This window comes from Bacillus sp. B1-b2 (assembly GCF_009183415.1).
GTDB lineage: Bacteria > Bacillota > Bacilli > Bacillales > Cytobacillaceae > Niallia.
The window spans coordinates 250,577-270,124 of sequence record NZ_WEHU01000003.1; the positions used below are offsets into that span (position 1 = coordinate 250,577).

Genomic DNA, 19,548 nt, shown 5'->3' on the forward strand with positions numbered 1-19,548 from the left:
TAATTACTCTCCTTTGTTTTTAACAATACAATAGTAATCTTGATTAAAAAGCAACTTTTCCATTATCATTACATCTACAAATTTCCCTCTTAATTTTCCTTGATTTTTAAATAATCCAACCTCCCGAAAGTTTAGCTTCCGATATAGACCTTGGCCTAAAGTATTTATAGGAAATGTAAAGAGCACCAGTTTGTAGAAATCTTGTGTTTTTGCTTCTTCTTCTAAGGCAAGTAATAGTTGCTGACCAATTCCTTTGCCCCTAAATTCCCTATGTATATATATGGATAGTTCTCCTACGCCATAATAAGCAGCCCTAGTATTGTAAGGATTTATGGAAGCCCAACCAGTTATTACTCCTTGTTCATTTGTTGCGACAAAAGCGCAATGTCTTCCCTTATGAAGGCTAAACCAATTGTAAATATAAATTTCATCTTTGATATCCTCTTCAAATGTGGCCAATCCATCTTGAATGCCTTGATTATATATCTCTAATATTTCTAATAAGTCCCTTTCCTCCACTTTCCTAATCACTTCTTCTACCCCCTTAATTGACTTGTTCATTAATTGACTTTATCAAATATAATATTTAATGAAAGCCACCTTAATTGGTGGCACAACTACCTAATCCATTATTTTTATTCATTGCAACCAATAGCAAACTTAGACTTTCCAAAACCTGTTGATGTTTATCTTCCTGTATGTGCTCGAAAATATTACCGAGATACTCCACCATCTGATTGGAAATTTCATCTGCCTTCGATTCTCCTTCAACTGTAAGTGACAAAAGGACATACCTTCTATCATTAGGATCTGGAACTCTTGAGATGAATCGAAGCTCAACCAATTTATTAACTTGACGACTTAAAAGTCCTGTATCCATCATTAACTTTTCTGCCAACGTCTGTAGAGATATATTGGGACTCTTACTTAACTCATAGACAATGTGACTTTGTGATACTGTAATTCCACAACAATCTGATCCATCTTTCTGAAGAAGACCAAAGTCCCTTACCAATTGCTGCAGCAATTCACGTATTTGAATTTTATCTTGTGTTTTCATATATATCATCGCCTCTAATTAAATGTTAACGTCATTAATTGATAATGTCAAATAATATTTACTTTTATTTTTTTAGACAAGTTAATTTTAATTTTATAGATTATACTTATAAAATGGGTTTTGTTATTAGGATTTCTCCGACAAGTTTGTGAATATTTTCACTTTAACTATCCTGCCACGTTAGTTCCGAAGCAAAAAAGAACATTAATCCTTCTTAGATTAATGCCTCCTTTAGTTTAAGAGAAAATGTCAGTATAACTACCTGCATCAGAGATAACCTATCTAATGGAGGTACTAAACATGGGACGAAAATTTGAAAAAAACTAATAAAATTGCTTTATTTCTTTGGTATTGGTCCTTTATTTACTTAATTAAAAAACCACTTGCAAAGGACTGGCTCCTCGTTTTCTTTATAAAAAGTTATTATGCATCATTGATCGATAAATTGGTTGTAAATAAGGGTTATGTTCAATATCCCTCCCGATTTCCAAGTAAAGTTAAAACAAGCTTGTTGTTTGATTACATACTTTTCCCAATTACATGTGTCTATTATAACCAACTCACTAAGGATTCTCGCATCCTTCAGTGCCTTTTAAAAGTTCTGTATTTCAGTGTCCCAATGACTATTACTGAGCACTGGCTAGAAAGAAATACACAGCTTGTTAAATATAAAAAGGGCTGGAATTGGAAAACCACTTTTTATTCGCTTTCTTTCTCCTTTTTATTGGTAAGATTTTCAATGTATGTTATAAGACGTCTCTTCAATAATAAATACGATATTTCTTAGACGTAGGTTCTTAATAACAATAAGAGTAAATAGGATGAGGTATTTCTTGCTCCTTTTGAATAAAAAAATGACCCCCTCACTTAATCAATTATTCCAACTATTTAAGATAATATATAAATTTTATAAAAAGCATTGAAGAATGTTTCCCTCCTATTATGGAACAATACAATTGATTGTATTAAAGAATAAGGAGGCTAAATAGAATGGATACTCAAAAATTAGCTGATCATGAATCATTGGATTTACATGAAGTTATTAATTTCAAAACCCTTTGCTTAGCGAAATCAAAACTAATGCAAGGACTCGTATTTGATCAAGATTTGAGAGCATTAATGCAAAAGGATGTTGAACAATCCATACAAGCGCTTGGAGAATTACAGAAAATTTACCAACGTGCACCTTTTGAAGCTCCAGTCCCTCAAAACCGACCTACACCAATAGTAAATTGAAAAGGAGGTAAATAATTTGAATAAAGACTATTTAGACCCTATTAACTCACTACACATGCCTGAGTTAGCAGATACCACATTTGCGATGGATTTCCTCCTTCGTGCCAAAGAAGGTGTTCGCAATATTGCTGTCGCATTAACGGAGTCTGCATCACCAGATGTTAGAACCCTTTTACGAAACCAGTTAATGCAAGGTATTGCCATGCACCAAGAAATTACAGAACTTATGTTCAGTAAAAAATGGTTCCATCCATACGAATTAAGTGAACAATATCAACTAGACCAACTCTCTGCCAACAATACAGTGATGATTGGAAAAATGAATCTATTCCCGGTTGAGACCAATAGAAAAGGAATGTTTGACCGGACACCTGATGAACACTAACACTGGAGGCTGTATATCATGAAGGCAGTTACGTATCAAGGTATTAAAAATGTTGTAGTCAAAGAAGTTCCAGATCCAAAAATTGAAAAACCAGATGACATGATAATTAAAGTAACGAGTACAGCAATATGTGGGTCTGATTTACATTTAATTCACGGCATGATTCCTAACCTGCAAGAAAACTATGTCATCGGCCATGAACCAATGGGAATAGTTGAAGAAGTTGGTCCAAGTGTGACTAAGGTAAAAAAGGGAGATCGAGTCATTATCCCCTTTAATATAGCATGCGGTGAATGTATTTATTGTAAAAACTCTTTGGAAAGCCAATGTGATAATTCTAATGATAATGGTGATATGGGTGCCTATTTCGGATATTCTGGTACGACGGGCGGCTATCCAGGTGGGCAAGCAGAATATCTAAGAGTGCCCTTTGCCAACTTTACTCATTTCAAAATTCCAGAGACTTGTGAAGAACCTGATGAAAAGTTAGCTGTTATTGCCGATGCGATGACTACTGGTTTTTGGAGTGTTGACAATGCAGGCGTAAAGGATGGAGATACAGTTATTGTTCTTGGCTGTGGTCCGGTTGGTCTTTTTGCTCAAAAATTCTGTTGGTTAAAAGGGGCAAAGCGAGTCATTGCCGTTGATTATGTCAATTATCGACTGCAGCACGCCAAGCGCACCAACAAAGTAGAAATTGTTAACTTTGAGGACCATGAGAATGTAGGAAGTTATCTTAAAGAAATCACTAAAGGCGGTGCAGATGTTGTCATTGACGCTGTCGGTATGGACGGTAAAATGACTGATATGGAATTCCTTGCGAGCGGGATGAAACTTCAAGGTGGAGCATTAAGTGCATTTATCATAGCCTCACAAGCTGTGCGTAAAGGCGGGACAATTCAAGTTACTGGCGTTTACGGCGGCAGATACAATGGTTTCCCTTTTGGAGATATTATGCAGCGAAACGTGAATATCCGCTCTGGACAAGCACCTGTGATTCATTATATGCCATATATGTTTGAATTAGTTTCGACGGGAAAAATTGACCCAGGAGATGTCGTGAGTCATGTACTTCCACTTAGTGAAGCAAAACGTGGATATGAAATTTTTGACGCAAAACTGGATGATTGTATTAAGGTCTTGTTGAAACCTTAAGGAAGGAGATAATAAAATGAACTATGCTTTACATGAAGTTCTTGAAGTCCATGAGATAGCTGCATTTAAGACAACTTGCTTGACTAAATCAAAAACGATGAGAGCGTTAGTTACAGACCAGCAATTAAAAGATATTATGCAGTTAGACATTGATGTGTCTACAAGACAATTACAAGAATATGCGTCTGTTCTTTCGAACGCTAAGCAGTAATTAGGAGATGAATAAACATGAATTCAATCATTGAAAATTTAACTGGCATGAACGCACTATCCGACCAAGTAGTTACAATGGATTTATTGATTTCAGCTAAAAGTGGAGTTAGAAATTATGCCATGGCAGTTACGGAAGCAGGAACACCTGAAATTAAAGAAATGCTCACTCGCCATTTAGTGGAAGCTCTTGATTTGCATGAACAAATATCCGCATATATGGTAGCAAAGGGCTGGTACCATGCTTGGAATACAAACGAACAGATCAGTTTAGATTTAAATAATATCAATACAGCATTGAATTTACCGACACTATAAAAAATTTCTAGGAACAGTTTAACAAGTAAACTGTTCCTAGAAATGGGGTTTATTTGGCAGAAGTCAATAGAGTTAATACTTCTGGCTTTATCGTGTTTACACTAAATAATGAAAACAATTAATTGACTACTTTTTTATCAAAAGGTCGGAGCAGGAAATTGATCAATTTTGATACGAAGTAAACTATAAGGTTTCTGTCGTAGGTCTTTTCCATAATGAAATCTAGGCTGCCGATGTAATTGGTTCACAATGACATACAAATATTGATCCGGACCAATTGAAAAAGTATCCGGCCACAAAATTCTCGGTTCATGTGCGATAGTTTCTATTATGCCATTTGGTAATATTTTACGGATACTGTTACTTTCATAATCTCCAGCATAAACTGTTCCCTTTGCATCAGTGATCATTCCATCTGACGCACCTTTTTCTCCCCAATACTCCACAAGATAAGGTAAATCCATATCCGGTATCGTTCTGTCTCTAAGGGCTTCTGTTGAAATCGAGAACAGATGACGGCTTGTTAGTGGACAAAAGAATAATACCTTTCCATCGGGAGAAATCGCAATACCGTCAGATGCTAATCTAAATGGGGAAGTTGAACCATCTTTGTTTCGATTCATTAAAATTTGACCTTCTACTTTCGGTAAACAATAGGGATCAGGTGAAGTTGAACTTGCTCCATTTAACCGTCTAAACGCATTTCCATTTGATAAATCTACGACGATAATAGCTCCTGGTCCTCTTGATGAAGAATCCGTTATATAGGCATAACCTGCTTTTCCAACACGAAAATCAAAACGGACATCATTCAAATAAGTTGTAGGCAGAACAACATCTTCTGTAAAGGTATATACATTTCTTATTGTATTGGTTTTTAAATCAACAGCGACTAATTTTGCCCCTCCTTTAATAGGCTCAGAAAAATTGGGTGCTGCTGTATCTAATATCCAAACCGTTCCCCTTCCATCAGCCACTACACTTTGAACACTGATGAAAGTCGTTGTGATATTTTCGGGCTTAACCAAATTGGTTTGTATATTGGGATATGGCTGTAATTTATCCCCAACAATTTCCGCCACCGTAAATTTAACATCGTCACCCCATTTTGGAAAGCAAATGAAAATACGACCGGTTTCTGAAACTGTAACACCTGTAGGCATAGCCCCATAAAATGTATAAACCAGTTCTAAATTTCCGAAATATTTTTCACTAGGTAACATAGGTTTCATAATATCCTCCTCAAGAAATCAAACGGGATATCACCTATATATGATTTATATTTTTTCTAGTGCATGTTCTTAACGAGTTTTCTAAATGAAAAGATGATTGAAAACATTGTTTTCGAATTTTAATTTAAAGGTCTCCAGATGAAGAAAAATTCAAGTAGCAGGTAGTGAAGTTCAATATTCCTGAATCAGATTAAACCGTTATAAAAAATCACAAAACCCTTAAAATTTGTGAAGAAATGCACTTAAGCTAAACTGCCACGTTTCTACCATAAGCAAAGTTTTACTTATTACAGGAATGTTGCCCCATTACTTTAACAAAAGACAAAAGAAGTCATTAATCCTGCTTAGATCAGTAGCTGTTCTTCTTTCATATCGCCCGTTAGCTTAATAACTTCCCTTACTTTGTTACTGCTGCAATCAAGTCATCAATGGTTCCAACACATTTCTTAACTCCAGATAAATGGTAAAATGTTTACACATATTATATCAACTTTTTTAAAATTCGGTTTACACTGAACTACTTATTTAGGAAATCCAATGATAACCCCTCTTTAAGGGGGACGACTATTTTCTTTCAAGGAAATATCATGACTTATTCATTGTTTTTTGGAGGAAACCCATAAACATTTGCACGAAACGCTACTAGGAATCCAAGTAGAATGAGAATAAACATGACCCATGAAAAAGAACTCACGTCAAATGATTCCATCAAAATTGCTCCAATTGCACTCCCGCCAGCAATAGCGAGATTCCAAACAGTAACTAACATAGATTGGGCAATATCAGCACCTTTTTTCGTATTATCTGCTATTGCTGTTTGCGTAAGTGTTGCTGCTCCTCCAAAGGTTAAACCCCATAAAGCTACAGCAATATAAATGATAGTAGGTTCACTAATTCCGATACCTAATGCTAATGTAGCCAATCCAAACCCAGCCAGACTAAATAAAACTAAAGTACGTAATATACGTTCAATGAATACACCTATAACCCAGATTCCAACTAAGGATGTAATGCCAAAAATAAGTAAAACTAAATCAACTCGTTGAGAAAGACCTGCTTCGGCAAGATATGGTGCGATATAAGTATAAAGTATGTTATGAGAAAGTATCCAAGCCAATACAACAAACAAAATGGGGCGAACACCAGGGGTAATGAAAACCTTGAGAAGGGTCATTCGCTTTTCAGATGTTTGACCAGGAAAGTCTGGCATTTTCCAGATAATCCATAAAATTAATAATGCTGCTAAAAGTGACATGATGCCGAAGACCAATCTCCAACCAACAAGAGCGCCAAGAAATGTCCCAACAGGAACACCAAAAGCTAATGCAAGAGGAGTACCAATCATAGCTACAGCCATTGCTCTTCCCTTCAATGACTTTGGAGCCAAAAGTCGTGCGTATCCCGCGGTCATCCCCCACAGTACTCCAGCAGTTACACCCGCAAAGAAACGAGCTAATATAGTTAAAGTTAAACTAGAAGATAGAGCTGTAATAGTATTAAATACAAGGAACCCAATAATACATAAAAGAAGCAAACGTTTCCTATGCCACCCTTGTGTTGCAGTAGTTATAGGAATAGCCGCAATTAATGAGCCTAGAGCATAAGCCGTAACAAGTTGACCCGCTAAAGATTCTGACACACCAAGTCCTTCACTTATCGGTATTAATAGACCAGCTGGTATAGTTTCCGTAAGAATACATATGAATCCAGCCATAGCTAGTGCAATTAAACCAGCCCAAGGAAGACGTTCTGAAGGTATTGAATATGACTCTTCATTTTGTTTAGTTATATTAATGTTATTATCCATTTATAAAATTCCCCCTGATTAGTTGATGGATTAATTATACTAACAGTATTTTAAGTTTTACATAAGATAATAAAGGTATTATTCTGTATTTAACTATAAAATAAACGAAATTTAATGATATTACATTTGAAATGCAATATAATGATTTAGGGGGACATAAACGTCTTATAATAGGAAGGTGTACTTAATATGGATAGTATCGATAGAGATATACTAATGTGTTTACAATCAGATGCTCGGTTGTCAATGACTTCCCTTGGAAAACTTATAGGGCTATCTCAACCAGCAATAACGGAAAGGGTAAAAAGATTAGAAGAACAAGGAGTGATAAAAAGATATAGTGCTATAGTTTCCAATGAGAAAGTTGGAAAATCCACTGTGGCTTTTATCCTTTTTCGGACTACAAAGTGCAATAATTTCGTTGATTATTGTAAGGAGGCTTTACAGGTAGTAGAATGTCACCGAATTAGCGGTGAACACAATTATTTGATTAAAGTAGTAGTTGAATCAACAAAGGAACTTGAATTATTTGAAAATGATAGTATGAAGTATGGAGATTCTACTACATTGATTTCCTTATCATCACCTATTGATAATAAACCATTAATTCCAAATTTAAGTGCTGAATAGAATTTTAAAGATATATGTTGAAAATAACTATGTTTAAACGCTCATCTTTACCCTTTTTATAAATCAAAAAGAAAGAATCCATTTAAAAAATGTTTGTTCAAAATGGATTCTTTCTTTTTAATTTAGTATTCAGACTCATAAACACCTTAATTTTTTTGTGATCCTTATTCAACAAACCTCCCCTTTTCTACCATAAGCAAGATTTCAAAAAATATTTTGCTAATTCAATAGAGTTTTATACCACTTTTACTTTATTTTAAATATTCAATAGGTGTGTAATTTCTATATTTAACAGATTAAAACATCTACTATAAAATGCGTGTAGTCTCCCCGTCAATTAACTTAAAATGAATATCAGATGATGTTCCTCCATCAATATGCTGTGGAACATCTGATAATTGGAATAATTCCTTCAAATGAATAGTTTTTTTCTATTAGCTTCTATTGTAATACTATATGGACCAGCTAAATTCATTAGTGACTCCATTCGTACTTCGTCTTCCATGAAAGAAGAATCTATAAATTCTAATTCGAATGAAACAGCCTCATTACTTCGTTTATGTAATACAAGAATGCATTCTCCATTCAATAAGTCTTTGCTCACAGTCTCAAAATTGCACTTGCCATTACCATCGTATGAAATTGCTGTAATGCCACTTGCTAACGTTTCCTGGTACATCGTAATTAGAAGATTGGGTAAAAGTGCATATACTATTACAACTATTATTATGGTTCGAAAGTGATATTTCTTCATACCAATGACAAGTAAAATCATAGCGATTACAAACAAAATGGATCCAATTATACCAAGTAAAATATAGCCATTCTGATTGCGAATTGGAAATGACATGAATGTAGAACGTGCTTCTATCATTACATTATTAGGATACGGGAAATATAAGTACATACATATACCAAAAATAATAACTGAACTAATGAGTGCCAATTTACTTTTTATCATCGTGTACCTCCTCTCTTTATCAATTTAATCTCCTTTTTTATCATATGCTTTCTACTTTCGGTTTTTATGTAATGTTCTATAAGTGTAATGGAAAATCATTTTTGAAGTATCCTGCCTCTATAGCAATATAACAAAGGAGCTTCCCTAGCATAAGGAAAGCCCTTGTTAGTTATTTATCCCTGACTATTCTTGTTATCATTCATTTTTATTCGTATATCACTTAGAATATCTATTATTATATTATTTTGCTTTACCATCTTAGATAAATTTCTAATTATTGTTAGTAAACCAATAATAATTAATATTAATAAAATAATCATCCTTTCCTCCTTGAACGTGAAGTAATTATATCTAAGTATAAAGCTAAGATTATTAGTTCTGTTTAACTGTTCTTCGTCGAGAATTACAAACAAATAAGAAGAACATACTATTTATTACTCTATTTCACTAAGCTTAAGTATTTTGTAATAACCAAAAACAATGGTGAAAAGGCCAATTCCTAGAAGTATTCTTCCTGCCGTCAGAAAACTATTTATGTAGCCTTGAATTGCGATTAGGTATATAGAAGTGTCTACACTTCCTTGTTTATATAACCAGTTTTCAGCTATTGAATTTCCGAATCTAACACTGAAAAATATAAATATAAAACCAATTACAATGTTTAGATAACCAATATTAACTATTCTTTTCAATTTATCTTGCCTCCAAATACAACCAGCCCTGTTTGTTTCTTTCTTACACTTTATAGTTGCTCCTAAGGATTAACTGTATATTACCATTCAATTATTTGATTAATCTTACTTACCTTTTATAACTTCTGTAAGATATGAAGATATAAAAACTGATAGTAACAATACAACTAAAAATAATTGAATATTTTAAAAGCATTAAAAAATATTCTGGGTAAGTATATTCAAATGCAGAACCAATTCCATGTAGATCTGTTGTCATTTTCGTTCTTGGAATAAAGACCAATAATATTGCCATAGTTACTATAAAAGTATAAATAGACGTCTTCATTATATTTTTTTTCATTTCTAACCTCCTATTAAAACCATTTTGTACTATTTTACCATAAATGTAATTATTATGGTCTTGGTAGTTCACATACGGTAACTTAGAAATAAAAGAACCTAAATCCAATATAGATAGAATAATCCAAAACAAATGGTAAAAAAGCTGCTTATTAGAGCAGCCCTCAAGTTAATCTTATTCATCGGATTCAATAATTTCAATTGCCTTCAGCAAGAGATTTATGTCTATTTCAATAATCCTTCTAATTTCATTTGTCCTGCACTTCTGGCGATCTAGCCTTAAACGGCTGATTTCTTTAGTAAATAGAAGTCTCCATTCTCATTTTTTCTACTCCCTAAATGTATTTTTAAAAAGGCATATATTTTTATAATAAAAGTAAACCCCAAGAAAGATTGTATCTAATAATATCGAAATCAAATAAAAATTGCTGGATAAACATTATTAAGTAGTCTTAATGTAAAACTAGGTATTTATGTTTTATCTAATCCAGCAATCTGCTAATAACTTGTGAATTTTTCCACTTAAACTAACTAATTTTTTTACTTTCTTCTTCTCGTTTTCTCTTCATAATTTCTATTAGTGCTTTCTTTGTATCTTCATGCAATATTATTTTCTCGGTAAGATCTAAACTTGAGTGTTTAACCTTACTTCCCCATTTTCTTGAAAAGGATCTCCAATCACAAACCATTTCAATTAAATATTTTCTCGGCATAGGCACTACCTGATTATTACTGGGGTCAATAACCCAATACTCCCAATGATGTTTATTTTGATGTTGGTGGTTAAGCCAAGCATACTTCCATTTTAATTCATCTTCTAAGTTTTTTTCTCCTTTGTAGAAGAACTTTTTAGAATAAGGGAAAAATTCTTTTGGTTTAAATTTTGATAAATCGTGCGTAATACCCTGTATGATTAATCCTTCTTGCCAACATTCAACTAAGACATTAAGTTTGTGTTCAAGGATGTATAGAAAGTTTCTCCAGTAAGACTTAAACATAAAATTCGACCCCCTGACAAGAAATTTACTCTATTCATATTCCATGTGTTTAATATAAGTTCCTTTATTAAAACTTAATTACTCTTAAATCAAATACTACCATTTTCTACCAGAAGTAAGTTTTCACTAGTTATAGAATTACTGCTCAAATAGTTACATTGAGACTCCTTCTCTTTACATAAAACAAGCGTTAATCCTTCTTAACATGAATTATAATATAATAAAGAAAACGCCTAATACCTCATGTAGCAAGGGGTTTTAGACGTTTATCATAAGAAATTATTGTAGAGTTAATAGGTATTATGAATTTTATATAAATAACGACATTCATACCTGTACTCATTAAGAGTTTGAAAATACGATTCCCTCTCTATTTTTTAGTAACGATTGTCCATAAATAAATCCAGTCATCCATTAATTTTATAACTGAAGATCCATAAGTGCTGCTACAAAAATAGCTCTCTATAAGAACTTCAAAGCAGTCTTTCTTCTCATTGATTGACACGCCAATGATATATTCATTCTAATATTAATCAATTACCCAAGTAAAAAACACACTGAAAAAAACAAACAAAAAAAGCGGGATCCTGGATTGGTGAGCTTTCTTCTATCTGTATAGTGGATTGAAAAAGTTTCATCATTTTCATATCCCATCTTGCTATTTCTATATCATTATAATAAATTCTTGCTCTTTCCATTACATCCTTTTTCACGACAAATGTTTGAGATGTGGAAGTGGAAGCTATTTGCATTTCAGGAGAAACGGTTTGCCAGCTTAAGTAAGTTATATGAAATTCTTCCTTTGTAGCTGTATGGATGATTTTATATTGTGTTTTCCCCCATCTTGGTATTTTAGTACCTTGATACAGTAAACTTCCATCAACAGAATAGATGTCATATTGAACAAAATAATTATTTTCGAGAAATAGGTCTGCTATTCTATTCCATTTATACTTAAATGTTCGCTTAAAGCTGCAGACAATCTCTCCTTTCTCATTTACAACGTTTGATGACTTGGTTGAGCTTTTCACTTTTGGGGGCTTGTATGTATATACTTTCATTACTACCTCCTATTAAACAGGATGAATCCTTTTTTACTACTTCTATGTAAATTCGAATTCTCCTCTTCATAGAAAAAAGCATTCAAGGAATAATTCCTCAAATGCTTAGCCATTACACACCCATTTTTCTTCTTGTATTACTCGGTTTTTTCGATTGCTGGCTCTTCATTTTTTTTGTTGAAAGATCAGCATTCATTTTTCCATTTCCTGCACCTGACTGGTTCTTCTTTTTCTCCAATTGCAGCTTCATTGCCTCTTGTAAACTAATTTTCTTTTTTGGTGTTTCTGATGATTTGTTTTCTGTCATGTTTATTACTCCTTTTATACATTAGTTAGTCTAGTATAAACTATTTTCTCTTATTTGTGAAAGTACTAAAAAACATTATCTATTGCTGCTTTTTACAAAAGGGGTCTTTGTGGCTGCTTGTTTTGTTAGATTGCTTTATTTAAGTGAATATAATATAAAATTAGTATACGTGCTTTTTCATATTCCATGTATTCCTGGTAAAAGTCTGGATACTTTTCTATTCGTTCTTCTAAAAATTCATACTGCTCAAACAGCTGAAAGAAGGACTTCTCCAGCCATTTTAACTGGCTGTTTTTTAAGTCATCGACTTGTTGTTTTACAAGATAACTAAAACATGCGTAAATATTTGCCCAATAGGTATTTAAGTCACCATTTAAACACCATTCTTCTCGGAATTCGCTGTGATAATCATCTTGCAATTTTCTGATTGTAGAAGATGGGAAGGGCTTTAGGAGATGAAGTTGCATACAATTCTTTATTGTGTTAGGATGCTTTTCTCTACTAACCACTTGGAGCATATACTCATAATAAGCTAATATTTGGCTAGGAAAGGATTTTCTTCTCACATTTTGTGTTGGAATGGACATAAAATTCAAACGATCACCTATTAAATTCTGACTTTCTAGCAAATTATACCATAACTTTATGAAAACTCCTTCTTCTCTTTCCTTTTTTTATAGGCGAGTGGTGTTATTCCCATTTTCTGTTTAAATTTATCTATGTAGTAGCTGGTACTATTAAAACCCACTTGATAAGCAACATCTGTTACATGGAAATCTTGCTCTTCTAGTAATTGCAAGCTTTTCTGAATGCGAAAATCGTTTACATAATGTAATGGAGTTGTTTTCAATATTCTCTTGAAATAGCGACAACACTCTGAACGACTTAAATTGCCTGCTCTAGCAATGTCCTCTAATAGAATTTTTTCTGTGTAATGAGCATGTATCCATATTAGCATCTTTTTCATTTTATCATTTTTAACTACTTCAGCTTGTTGTTGTTCTATTTGCACTCCATTCGTAATAAGATTTTTCCACATGAAAGTTATATGCATACTAATATCCAGCTCGTAATGGAAAGGAGTTTCTCTTAATAATGTACTAATTTCTAGGATAGAATTTAGTATATTACTTGCCCATTCATCCTTCGATTGTAAGAGGATAAAAGGTATATTTGTTGCATGAGCGTACGGGTTTACATAGGTAGAAAAAAGTTCATGTGAAAGCATAAAGCTAGGTGCAATATTTAAACAAATATACTCACAATTAGTGAAATCTATCTCTTTTGCCATATGTAAGCAGCCACTATTGATAAAGAGTCCCTCCCCTTTTTGAAGAGTTATTTTATTTTCATTAACATGAAAAATACAAGCTCCTTCTATTATGATCACAAACTGAAATTCACTATGCCAATGAAGTGGAATATAACCATTGATATTGTTTTTTATCTTTGTTTGATAACAAGCCATTGGTAATACCACTGTACGATGTTCCGTTAACTCTCTTAATTGGTGATCAATCATAAAATCTTTTATTTGCATACTTACCTCAATATTCTTGTATTTTTCCATTCTATTTACGTATTATTTTCTTGTTTTATTCTTTATGATTAACCATACTATACACTATTTTTATATATAAGGAGATAAAAAGATGAACAGAAAAAAAGGCATATTTTTTGTTATTACTGGTGCCATTTTTTGGGGAATTGGAGGAACAGTCTCTAAAAAGCTGTTTGATGAATATGAAATTAATGTGAATTGGCTTGTAGCAACTAGATTATTAGTAGCAGGGATATTACTATTACTTCTCCATTTCTTTAGTAATGATCGTTCGCAAATAATAGGAGTTTGGAAAAAGAAAAACAATGCGTTTTCGTTAGTCATTTTTGGTTTAGTTGGCATGCTATCTGTTCAGTATACCTATATGGCAAGTATTCAACATGGAAATGCAGCCATTGCCACATTATTACAATATTTAGCACCTGTCATGATCATTCTTTTCTTAATCATTCGTAAGCAAGCAATTCTTACAAAAAAAGATGTTATTACCATTATACTAGCTTTATCAGGGAATTTTTTCTTATTAACAAATGGCTCCATTTCCAAGTTAACTGTTCCTACAGCAGCTATTATATGGGGTGTATTATCGGCCGTTGCTCTTGCGTTTTATACTTTATATGCGATTCCTTTACTCAAGCAATTTCATTCTCTTGTTATTGTTGGTTGGGCAATGATAATAGGTGGATTCGCATTAAGCTTCATTCATCCACCATGGCAAATAGATTGGAGAGCATTGCCTTTAGAAGCCTATTTGTATCTAGCTTTTGTTATTATTTTTGGTACGATGATTGCCTTTTGGTTCTATTTAGAAAGCTTACAAAGCCTATTACCTAAAGAATCTAGTCTTTTAGGCAGTCTTGAACCACTAGCAGCTGTTTTAACAACTGTTTTCTGGTTAAAAGAACCCTTTGGTAGTTTACAGTGGCTTGGGACAATATTCATTCTTTTCATGATTTTGTACATGGCTTTACATAAGGAAAAGATAAATCCTACTGAACTCGAACAATCCTATTAAGATACGAAAAGTTTATCTCTAGTTAAGACTATTTTTCTAATGCCAATCGAAGGTGTGAAAGAATTCCTAGCAATAAAATAACGGAGCATACGATCTTTTCAAAAGGTGTTCCAAGCATTTGTTGAATAAATCCTATTGTATAAAACAAAACGAGAAGCCATACTAGTATGTTCACTACTCTATTGGATTGATTACGTTTAATTCTTGTAATGATAAGGAAGATAAATCCTAAACAAACAGTAATTATAATACTTATCATAGAGATTCGAAGCTGAAGAGCAAAAGATTCTGTTCTTCCTCCATTTACCCAAGTAAACGGAATTTTTTCTACTATAACGAGTAGATGAAGGACTATAGTTAATAAGTAGAAGATACCTCCAGATACGTAAGCTGTCATCAACTTCATCTTTCTAATTAGATTTACCATATGATCACCTCGTTTTCTCTTAGGTATCATTGTATTCTATGAATCTAGGACTATACCATATCTATTGTTTTTTATATTTTTTCTGCTTTTACATAAGAGAAAGTGGCGCAAAAGCACCTAGTTGAAATAATTTTGTTCCACTCTTTATGAATTAGAAAAAAGGTTGTTCATCATGTTAATGAACGACCTTTTTTTGTGCAAAACAGAAAAAGGGGCTTTCATCTTGAAAATGAACGACCGATTTGTTTGCAATCCAGGAAAATGGGCTTTCATCATGTTAATAAAAAAGCCGAAACAGAAGCAAACCAGAAATAGTAAGTTTTGCACATTCTTAAGTAGTCAAAATTGTACATGATTACCTTGCCACTACAATCCTGCTTTTTATTGCGCTCGGATTTTACTTGGTTGTGCAAACCCTGCTTTTTATTGCGCTCGGACTCTACTTTGTTGCGCTCGGATTTTACTTGGTTGCACAAACCCTGCTTTTTATTGCGCTCGGATTCTACTTGGTTGCACAAACCCTGCTCTTTGTGCGCTCGGATTCTACTTTGTTGCGCAAACCCTGCTCTTTATTGCGCTCGGACTCTACTTTGTTGCGCTCATCCCTTTGTTCTGATGATCTGGCAATAATATATATACTTCCCTTAAGTAGCAACTTTCCTCATATAACGATAAACCTTCTCCAGCTTTTTATGCTGGTTTCCCTGCTTATTCTCCATATTCCCAAATTCAAAAAACTTCACTTTTTTTATTCCAACAAAACTAAATAGCGCTCTTTTCATTAATACCTTATGGGAATTATTTAGCCATAATAATGGATAAAAGGTTGGCCCTTTCATAGTAGAGATGCAAATAACGGATTTCCCTTTTAGTAAGCCTTCTGGAAATAATCCTTTTTTATCACGATAAGCAAAATTAGCGGCAAATAGTTGATCAATATATCCTAGTAGCATGGCAGGTGGTCTTCCCCACCATATTGGATATATAAATACTATTTTGTCTGCCCACTTTATTTGTTGTCGATATTTTTCGAGGCTAGGCTCTTTATACATATCTCTTCTTCTTTTTTCTTTATGAAAAACTAATACTGGGTTAAAGTCCTCTTCGTATAAATCCAATATCTGGACTTCTTCAATAGAAGGATTTTCGCTACTTCCTAATTTTACTTTTTGTAGAAAAGCATCATTTAAGCTAGTATGATTAGGATAGGTGTAAACAATTAACATCTTCATAAATAGAACTCCTTTAATGGGCAAATTAGATGGTAGCTATTAATACGTTGAAGAATGAAAAAAGTTTTGTTTATTCTGTTAAACTTCAAAAAATAATGAAGGAGGTGTTTATAAAACTTTATTGGAAGCTTATCACGCACTGTCTGCCCTGAGTTAAAGTAGATCATTTCCAATCACCTTTCACTAACAGTCACTCCACTAAATGAAAATTGCCTACCAAAATAAAATAAAGCCCCTACACTAGTAGGAGCTAGATTCATTAACGTTTTTTACTGTTTAAGGGATTCTAATCCAGTAGTATAAATAGCTGGTGCAGCATCTACATTTTTAATCCAAATATACTCTTTTCCAGATAAACCTTCTTTAATCCAGATATTTTGGTTATTTGCTTTTTCATTTCTTCTTAACCAAGTTATAGTAGAGTTTACGACTTGGATCGAGTTGTCTAATTCCAGCCCATCCGGATACGTCATTTGTTTTTGCTCATTAGACTTAAGATTAATGGCATAAAGTGCTGTAAACATGGTTGGAACGGGACCTTCCTTCCACTCTTTATTTTCTTTAGCTCTTGCAACTAAGACGATGTCCGAAGAAAACCACTCTAAATCGAGATCTACATTTCCTTTTGGAGTATATTCTTTTTGTTGTCTAAATATAGGGATATCAGCAATGGTCGTTTTCTTATTTTCCACCAAGAATCTACCTTCTCCTGATATATATGCTAGTTGATTTGCAGAAGGTGCCCACTTTACCCATTCTCCGTTACCAAGCATTTTACCTACACTTTGAAAAGACTTTCCTTCATTTGAAAGGACACATAATGTGTTACTATCATTTGACCATGATGCAGTTGGTATAGCAAGTAAACTTAACCACTTGCCATCATGACTCCATTTAAAGTAATTCGCATTAATAGCAAAAAGATCGTTTTCATTTGTTTGAATGGTGTAAAAAGGCTTTACTAATTCTGTATTCAGCTCAGCATTTACTGGCACCTTAAAAAGCGGTACTGGTCCCCATCCTGTTGGTATTAATTCTGATTGTGCTGACACGATTAAATCCTTACCATTTGGAAACCATTCAAAAGAACTGACACCTAAAGATACATTTTGAAAGCCTTTCGGTATGCCCTTTTCTAATTTAGTCACATTTAGAATCCCTCGGTCTACATACGCCAATTGATTAGTAGTAGGCGACCATTTAAAGTCAAATGTACTCACTTGATCGTAGGGCTGATAGTTTATCTTTGTTTGTGTATCATATATAAAAAGTTCAGACTTTTCTCCTTTTTCATCTCCATCTAGGTAGGCTATAAAACGTCCATCACTTGACCATTTGGGGGAAAGGACAAATTTATCTGTTGTGATTTGCTCTTCTTTTTCCCCCTTTTTTATCCATAGCTGATGATCTCTAATAAACGCTGCAGATAGCGATGATTCTGCACATACATGTAAAGAACTAGTTAGAAATAATAATACCAAAAAGAACAAGTACTTCTTCATAGAACATCCCTCCAATGTTAGGATGTCCTTTACCATTTAATATAATTAGGGTTTTGTATTTTCCTTTTTAGAGAAATCCTGAACAATTTCTACTACTTCGATTTCTCCTTCGATTATTAATTCTGGAAGTACATTTTGTGTATTTCCGCTCCAATAATTCTGTGCTTGCTGAATTTTTTGTACAAAAGAGGCGCCATCTTCTTTAGGAAGTAAACCAGCATCTCCTTCAAAGCAAATCCCATTAACATGTAATTTTACCATCTGCAGTACCTGACGGTTATATGTATCAAAGAGTTCCTTCCATTTCCATGCGTCTTCTTCATTTTTTGTAGCATATAGGCAGGATAATCGGGAAGGATAGGTAGGATATTCTTGAAGCCTTACCATCTCGACTATAACCTCTCTGATTCCCCTAATAGTTTGTCCTGTATAATCCATCACAATATTAGCATCCTGTGCATTTAAGTGCATTCCTTCTTTAGAATAATTCTTTAAAAGAATTTGGTAAAAATCCTCTCCGTCCCTATTTATAAGCTCTTTTTCAAAGAAAAAACGATATAAGTTATTTCGATGCTCTTGATTAAAAAGGAACCTTTGTCCTTTTTGCATTTTGTTCCTTGTTACAAGATGATAAACAAAAAACTGGCTCACTTTTCCCCCTCCTTTTTTGTATGATAAGTCAGTTGATTGCTTGCTTACTCTGGTAATCCAACGTGTTGAAGGGGATAAAATCGAAACTTCACTTCACCAATAATAGAATCCATTGTGATGAATCCAAAATATCTACTATCATGACTAACCAACCGATTGTCTCCTAGTACAAATACATGATTAGTAGGCACCACTTCTTCACCTGTAAGTTCCCTTAAAGTAAAGTCTCCTGTCAATTTATGACCTCCATTTCTTTCTTTTAGGTTATCTAAATATGGTTCAGTAAGCACTTCACCATTTATATACAATACATCATCTTTCATTTCAATTTTATCGCCAGGAAGACCGATCACTCTCTTTATATACTGTTCCTTTGCATCTGGTGCTTGAAAAACAACCATATCAAATCTCTGAATTCCTGAAACCTTTGAAAGAAGGATTTTATCCATATCATGAAAGGTTGGAGACATAGATTCGCCATGAACAGTTGTTGGAGAAAATAAGAAAGTTCTACAGATAATGGCTACAAATGCTGCGATCATAATAGATTTTCCCCAAGAAATTATTTCTTTCTTTACTTTTTCATTCATTTCGTTTTCCTCCATTTAGTTTAGTTAAATATAGTTTCTTGATATTTTTATAAACTCCTTTATAAATGTAATTTTGTTACTGAATATAGAGGACAAAGAACAGATAAATCAGATGTTACTCAGTGCCTTTCAAAACTCAAGTTTTACGGTGGAATTTTTGCATGGGATATAGAAAA

The 19,548-nt window shown here is 33.4% G+C and carries 24 protein-coding genes; 8 read left to right on the plus strand and 16 right to left on the minus strand.

What is annotated here, in order from left to right; translation table 11 throughout:
* Window positions 1–3: 3 nt before the first annotated feature.
* Together F9279_RS04695 and F9279_RS04700 are read right to left on the minus strand one after the other, a co-directional pair.
* Window positions 4–531 carry an arsinothricin resistance N-acetyltransferase ArsN1 family A gene (locus F9279_RS04695; protein ID WP_319020743.1) on the minus strand — a complete coding sequence of 176 codons (528 nt, stop codon included), beginning with the start codon at window positions 529–531 and terminating at the stop codon, window positions 4–6.
* Window positions 532–601: 70 nt separating this feature from the next.
* Entirely contained in the window at window positions 602–1,060 is a 459-nt protein-coding gene (locus F9279_RS04700) for a MarR family winged helix-turn-helix transcriptional regulator (RefSeq protein WP_152111629.1), read from the minus strand.
* A gap of 445 nt (window positions 1,061–1,505) precedes the next feature.
* Here F9279_RS04700 and F9279_RS26190 point away from each other — a divergent pair, with 445 nt between their 5' ends.
* The 6 genes from F9279_RS26190 to F9279_RS04725 all read left to right on the plus strand — a co-directional run bounded on the left by F9279_RS26190 (window position 1,506) and on the right by F9279_RS04725 (window position 4,364).
* Entirely contained in the window at window positions 1,506–1,847 is a 342-nt protein-coding gene (locus tag F9279_RS26190) for a CBO0543 family protein (RefSeq protein WP_413463194.1), read from the plus strand.
* Window positions 1,848–2,050: 203 nt separating this feature from the next.
* Window positions 2,051–2,296, plus strand: a complete 246-nt coding sequence (locus F9279_RS04705) for a spore gernimation protein GerQ (protein WP_152111630.1) — start codon at window positions 2,051–2,053, stop codon at window positions 2,294–2,296.
* Between the two features lie 16 nt (window positions 2,297–2,312).
* Entirely contained in the window at window positions 2,313–2,681 is a 369-nt protein-coding gene (locus tag F9279_RS04710) for a spore coat protein (RefSeq protein WP_152111631.1), read from the plus strand.
* An 18-nt stretch (window positions 2,682–2,699) separates the two neighbouring features.
* Window positions 2,700–3,836 (plus strand): zinc-dependent alcohol dehydrogenase, encoded by a 1,137-nt coding sequence (locus F9279_RS04715; RefSeq protein ID WP_152111632.1) that lies wholly within the window; start codon window positions 2,700–2,702, stop codon window positions 3,834–3,836.
* 16 nt (window positions 3,837–3,852) lie between these two features.
* Window positions 3,853–4,047: a hypothetical protein gene (locus F9279_RS04720; protein WP_152111633.1), complete on the plus strand. Its 195-nt coding sequence runs from the start codon at window positions 3,853–3,855 to the stop codon at window positions 4,045–4,047.
* Between the two features lie 17 nt (window positions 4,048–4,064).
* Window positions 4,065–4,364: a spore coat protein gene (locus F9279_RS04725; RefSeq protein WP_152111634.1), complete on the plus strand. Its 300-nt coding sequence runs from the start codon at window positions 4,065–4,067 to the stop codon at window positions 4,362–4,364.
* 137 nt (window positions 4,365–4,501) lie between these two features.
* Here the strand turns inward: F9279_RS04725 and F9279_RS04730 are convergent, their stop codons facing one another.
* Together F9279_RS04730 and F9279_RS04735 are read right to left on the minus strand one after the other, a co-directional pair.
* A complete protein-coding gene (locus F9279_RS04730; protein ID WP_152111635.1) occupies window positions 4,502–5,596 on the minus strand; it encodes an L-dopachrome tautomerase-related protein in 1,095 nt (364 codons plus the stop codon).
* Between the two features lie 592 nt (window positions 5,597–6,188).
* Window positions 6,189–7,403 (minus strand): MFS transporter, encoded by a 1,215-nt coding sequence (locus F9279_RS04735; RefSeq protein ID WP_152111636.1) that lies wholly within the window; start codon window positions 7,401–7,403, stop codon window positions 6,189–6,191.
* Window positions 7,404–7,592: 189 nt separating this feature from the next.
* On the opposite strand from F9279_RS04735, the gene F9279_RS04740 reads away from it, so the two are divergent.
* The gene (locus F9279_RS04740) at window positions 7,593–8,033 is read left to right on the plus strand and encodes an Lrp/AsnC family transcriptional regulator (protein WP_152111637.1); all 441 of its coding nucleotides are present in this window, start codon (window positions 7,593–7,595) and stop codon (window positions 8,031–8,033) included.
* A 412-nt stretch (window positions 8,034–8,445) separates the two neighbouring features.
* Here F9279_RS04740 and F9279_RS04745 read toward each other — a convergent pair whose 3' ends face one another.
* The 7 genes from F9279_RS04745 to F9279_RS04775 form a co-directional block, all read right to left on the minus strand.
* A complete protein-coding gene (locus F9279_RS04745) occupies window positions 8,446–8,994 on the minus strand; it encodes a hypothetical protein (RefSeq protein ID WP_226793224.1) in 549 nt (182 codons plus the stop codon).
* A 434-nt stretch (window positions 8,995–9,428) separates the two neighbouring features.
* Window positions 9,429–9,686 carry a hypothetical protein gene (locus F9279_RS04750; RefSeq protein ID WP_152111638.1) on the minus strand — a complete coding sequence of 86 codons (258 nt, stop codon included), beginning with the start codon at window positions 9,684–9,686 and terminating at the stop codon, window positions 9,429–9,431.
* A gap of 869 nt (window positions 9,687–10,555) precedes the next feature.
* Complete coding sequence (locus tag F9279_RS04755; RefSeq protein ID WP_152111639.1) at window positions 10,556–11,026, minus strand: DUF5662 family protein; 471 nt, start codon at window positions 11,024–11,026, stop codon at window positions 10,556–10,558.
* Window positions 11,027–11,559: 533 nt separating this feature from the next.
* Window positions 11,560–12,087, minus strand: a complete 528-nt coding sequence (locus F9279_RS04760) for a hypothetical protein (protein ID WP_152111640.1) — start codon at window positions 12,085–12,087, stop codon at window positions 11,560–11,562.
* 112 nt (window positions 12,088–12,199) lie between these two features.
* Window positions 12,200–12,394 carry a hypothetical protein gene (locus tag F9279_RS04765; RefSeq protein WP_152111641.1) on the minus strand — a complete coding sequence of 65 codons (195 nt, stop codon included), beginning with the start codon at window positions 12,392–12,394 and terminating at the stop codon, window positions 12,200–12,202.
* Window positions 12,395–12,519: 125 nt separating this feature from the next.
* On the minus strand, window positions 12,520–13,023 hold the full coding sequence (locus F9279_RS04770) for a YxiJ family protein (protein ID WP_193224449.1): 504 nt from the start codon (window positions 13,021–13,023) through the stop codon (window positions 12,520–12,522).
* Between the two features lie 14 nt (window positions 13,024–13,037).
* Window positions 13,038–13,934 carry a helix-turn-helix domain-containing protein gene (locus tag F9279_RS04775; RefSeq protein ID WP_152111643.1) on the minus strand — a complete coding sequence of 299 codons (897 nt, stop codon included), beginning with the start codon at window positions 13,932–13,934 and terminating at the stop codon, window positions 13,038–13,040.
* Window positions 13,935–14,046: 112 nt separating this feature from the next.
* On the opposite strand from F9279_RS04775, the gene F9279_RS04780 reads away from it, so the two are divergent.
* The gene (locus F9279_RS04780; RefSeq protein ID WP_152111644.1) at window positions 14,047–14,970 is read left to right on the plus strand and encodes a DMT family transporter; all 924 of its coding nucleotides are present in this window, start codon (window positions 14,047–14,049) and stop codon (window positions 14,968–14,970) included.
* Window positions 14,971–14,998: 28 nt separating this feature from the next.
* Here F9279_RS04780 and F9279_RS04785 read toward each other — a convergent pair whose 3' ends face one another.
* The 5 genes from F9279_RS04785 to lepB all read right to left on the minus strand — a co-directional run bounded on the left by F9279_RS04785 (window position 14,999) and on the right by lepB (window position 19,372).
* On the minus strand, window positions 14,999–15,397 hold the full coding sequence (locus tag F9279_RS04785) for a hypothetical protein (RefSeq protein ID WP_152111645.1): 399 nt from the start codon (window positions 15,395–15,397) through the stop codon (window positions 14,999–15,001).
* A gap of 644 nt (window positions 15,398–16,041) precedes the next feature.
* Window positions 16,042–16,629, minus strand: a complete 588-nt coding sequence (locus F9279_RS04790) for an NAD(P)H-dependent oxidoreductase (RefSeq protein WP_152111646.1) — start codon at window positions 16,627–16,629, stop codon at window positions 16,042–16,044.
* Window positions 16,630–16,898: 269 nt separating this feature from the next.
* Window positions 16,899–18,131, minus strand: coding sequence for a translocation protein TolB (locus F9279_RS04795; RefSeq protein WP_152111647.1), 1,233 nt, complete (start codon window positions 18,129–18,131; stop codon window positions 16,899–16,901).
* A 45-nt stretch (window positions 18,132–18,176) separates the two neighbouring features.
* Window positions 18,177–18,740 (minus strand): DUF2441 domain-containing protein, encoded by a 564-nt coding sequence (locus F9279_RS04800; protein ID WP_152111675.1) that lies wholly within the window; start codon window positions 18,738–18,740, stop codon window positions 18,177–18,179.
* Between the two features lie 86 nt (window positions 18,741–18,826).
* Complete coding sequence (gene lepB / locus F9279_RS04805) at window positions 18,827–19,372, minus strand: signal peptidase I (RefSeq protein WP_152111648.1); 546 nt, start codon at window positions 19,370–19,372, stop codon at window positions 18,827–18,829.
* Window positions 19,373–19,548: the final 176 nt, after the last annotated feature.

Bases quoted from the DNA above. Each gene is read 5' to 3' on its own strand.
- F9279_RS04700 (WP_152111629.1), bottom strand. From the start codon at position 1,060: ATGAAAACACAAGATAAAATTCAAATACGTGAATTGCTGCAGCAATTG.
- F9279_RS04705 (WP_152111630.1), top strand. From the start codon at position 2,051: ATGGATACTCAAAAATTAGCTGATCATGAATCATTGGATTTACATGAA.
- F9279_RS04715 (WP_152111632.1), top strand. From the start codon at position 2,700: ATGAAGGCAGTTACGTATCAAGGTATTAAAAATGTTGTAGTCAAAGAA.
- F9279_RS04720 (WP_152111633.1), top strand. From the start codon at position 3,853: ATGAACTATGCTTTACATGAAGTTCTTGAAGTCCATGAGATAGCTGCA.
- F9279_RS04725 (WP_152111634.1), top strand. From the start codon at position 4,065: ATGAATTCAATCATTGAAAATTTAACTGGCATGAACGCACTATCCGAC.
- F9279_RS04730 (WP_152111635.1), bottom strand. From the start codon at position 5,596: ATGAAACCTATGTTACCTAGTGAAAAATATTTCGGAAATTTAGAACTG.
- F9279_RS04735 (WP_152111636.1), bottom strand. From the start codon at position 7,403: ATGGATAATAACATTAATATAACTAAACAAAATGAAGAGTCATATTCA.
- F9279_RS04740 (WP_152111637.1), top strand. From the start codon at position 7,593: ATGGATAGTATCGATAGAGATATACTAATGTGTTTACAATCAGATGCT.
- F9279_RS04745 (WP_226793224.1), bottom strand. From the start codon at position 8,994: ATGATAAAAAGTAAATTGGCACTCATTAGTTCAGTTATTATTTTTGGT.
- F9279_RS04755 (WP_152111639.1), bottom strand. From the start codon at position 11,026: ATGTTTAAGTCTTACTGGAGAAACTTTCTATACATCCTTGAACACAAA.
- F9279_RS04760 (WP_152111640.1), bottom strand. From the start codon at position 12,087: ATGAAAGTATATACATACAAGCCCCCAAAAGTGAAAAGCTCAACCAAG.
- F9279_RS04765 (WP_152111641.1), bottom strand. From the start codon at position 12,394: ATGACAGAAAACAAATCATCAGAAACACCAAAAAAGAAAATTAGTTTA.
- F9279_RS04775 (WP_152111643.1), bottom strand. From the start codon at position 13,934: ATGCAAATAAAAGATTTTATGATTGATCACCAATTAAGAGAGTTAACG.
- F9279_RS04780 (WP_152111644.1), top strand. From the start codon at position 14,047: ATGAACAGAAAAAAAGGCATATTTTTTGTTATTACTGGTGCCATTTTT.
- F9279_RS04785 (WP_152111645.1), bottom strand. From the start codon at position 15,397: ATGGTAAATCTAATTAGAAAGATGAAGTTGATGACAGCTTACGTATCT.
- F9279_RS04790 (WP_152111646.1), bottom strand. From the start codon at position 16,629: ATGAAGATGTTAATTGTTTACACCTATCCTAATCATACTAGCTTAAAT.
- F9279_RS04795 (WP_152111647.1), bottom strand. From the start codon at position 18,131: ATGAAGAAGTACTTGTTCTTTTTGGTATTATTATTTCTAACTAGTTCT.
- F9279_RS04800 (WP_152111675.1), bottom strand. From the start codon at position 18,740: ATGCAAAAAGGACAAAGGTTCCTTTTTAATCAAGAGCATCGAAATAAC.
- lepB (WP_152111648.1), bottom strand. From the start codon at position 19,372: ATGAATGAAAAAGTAAAGAAAGAAATAATTTCTTGGGGAAAATCTATT.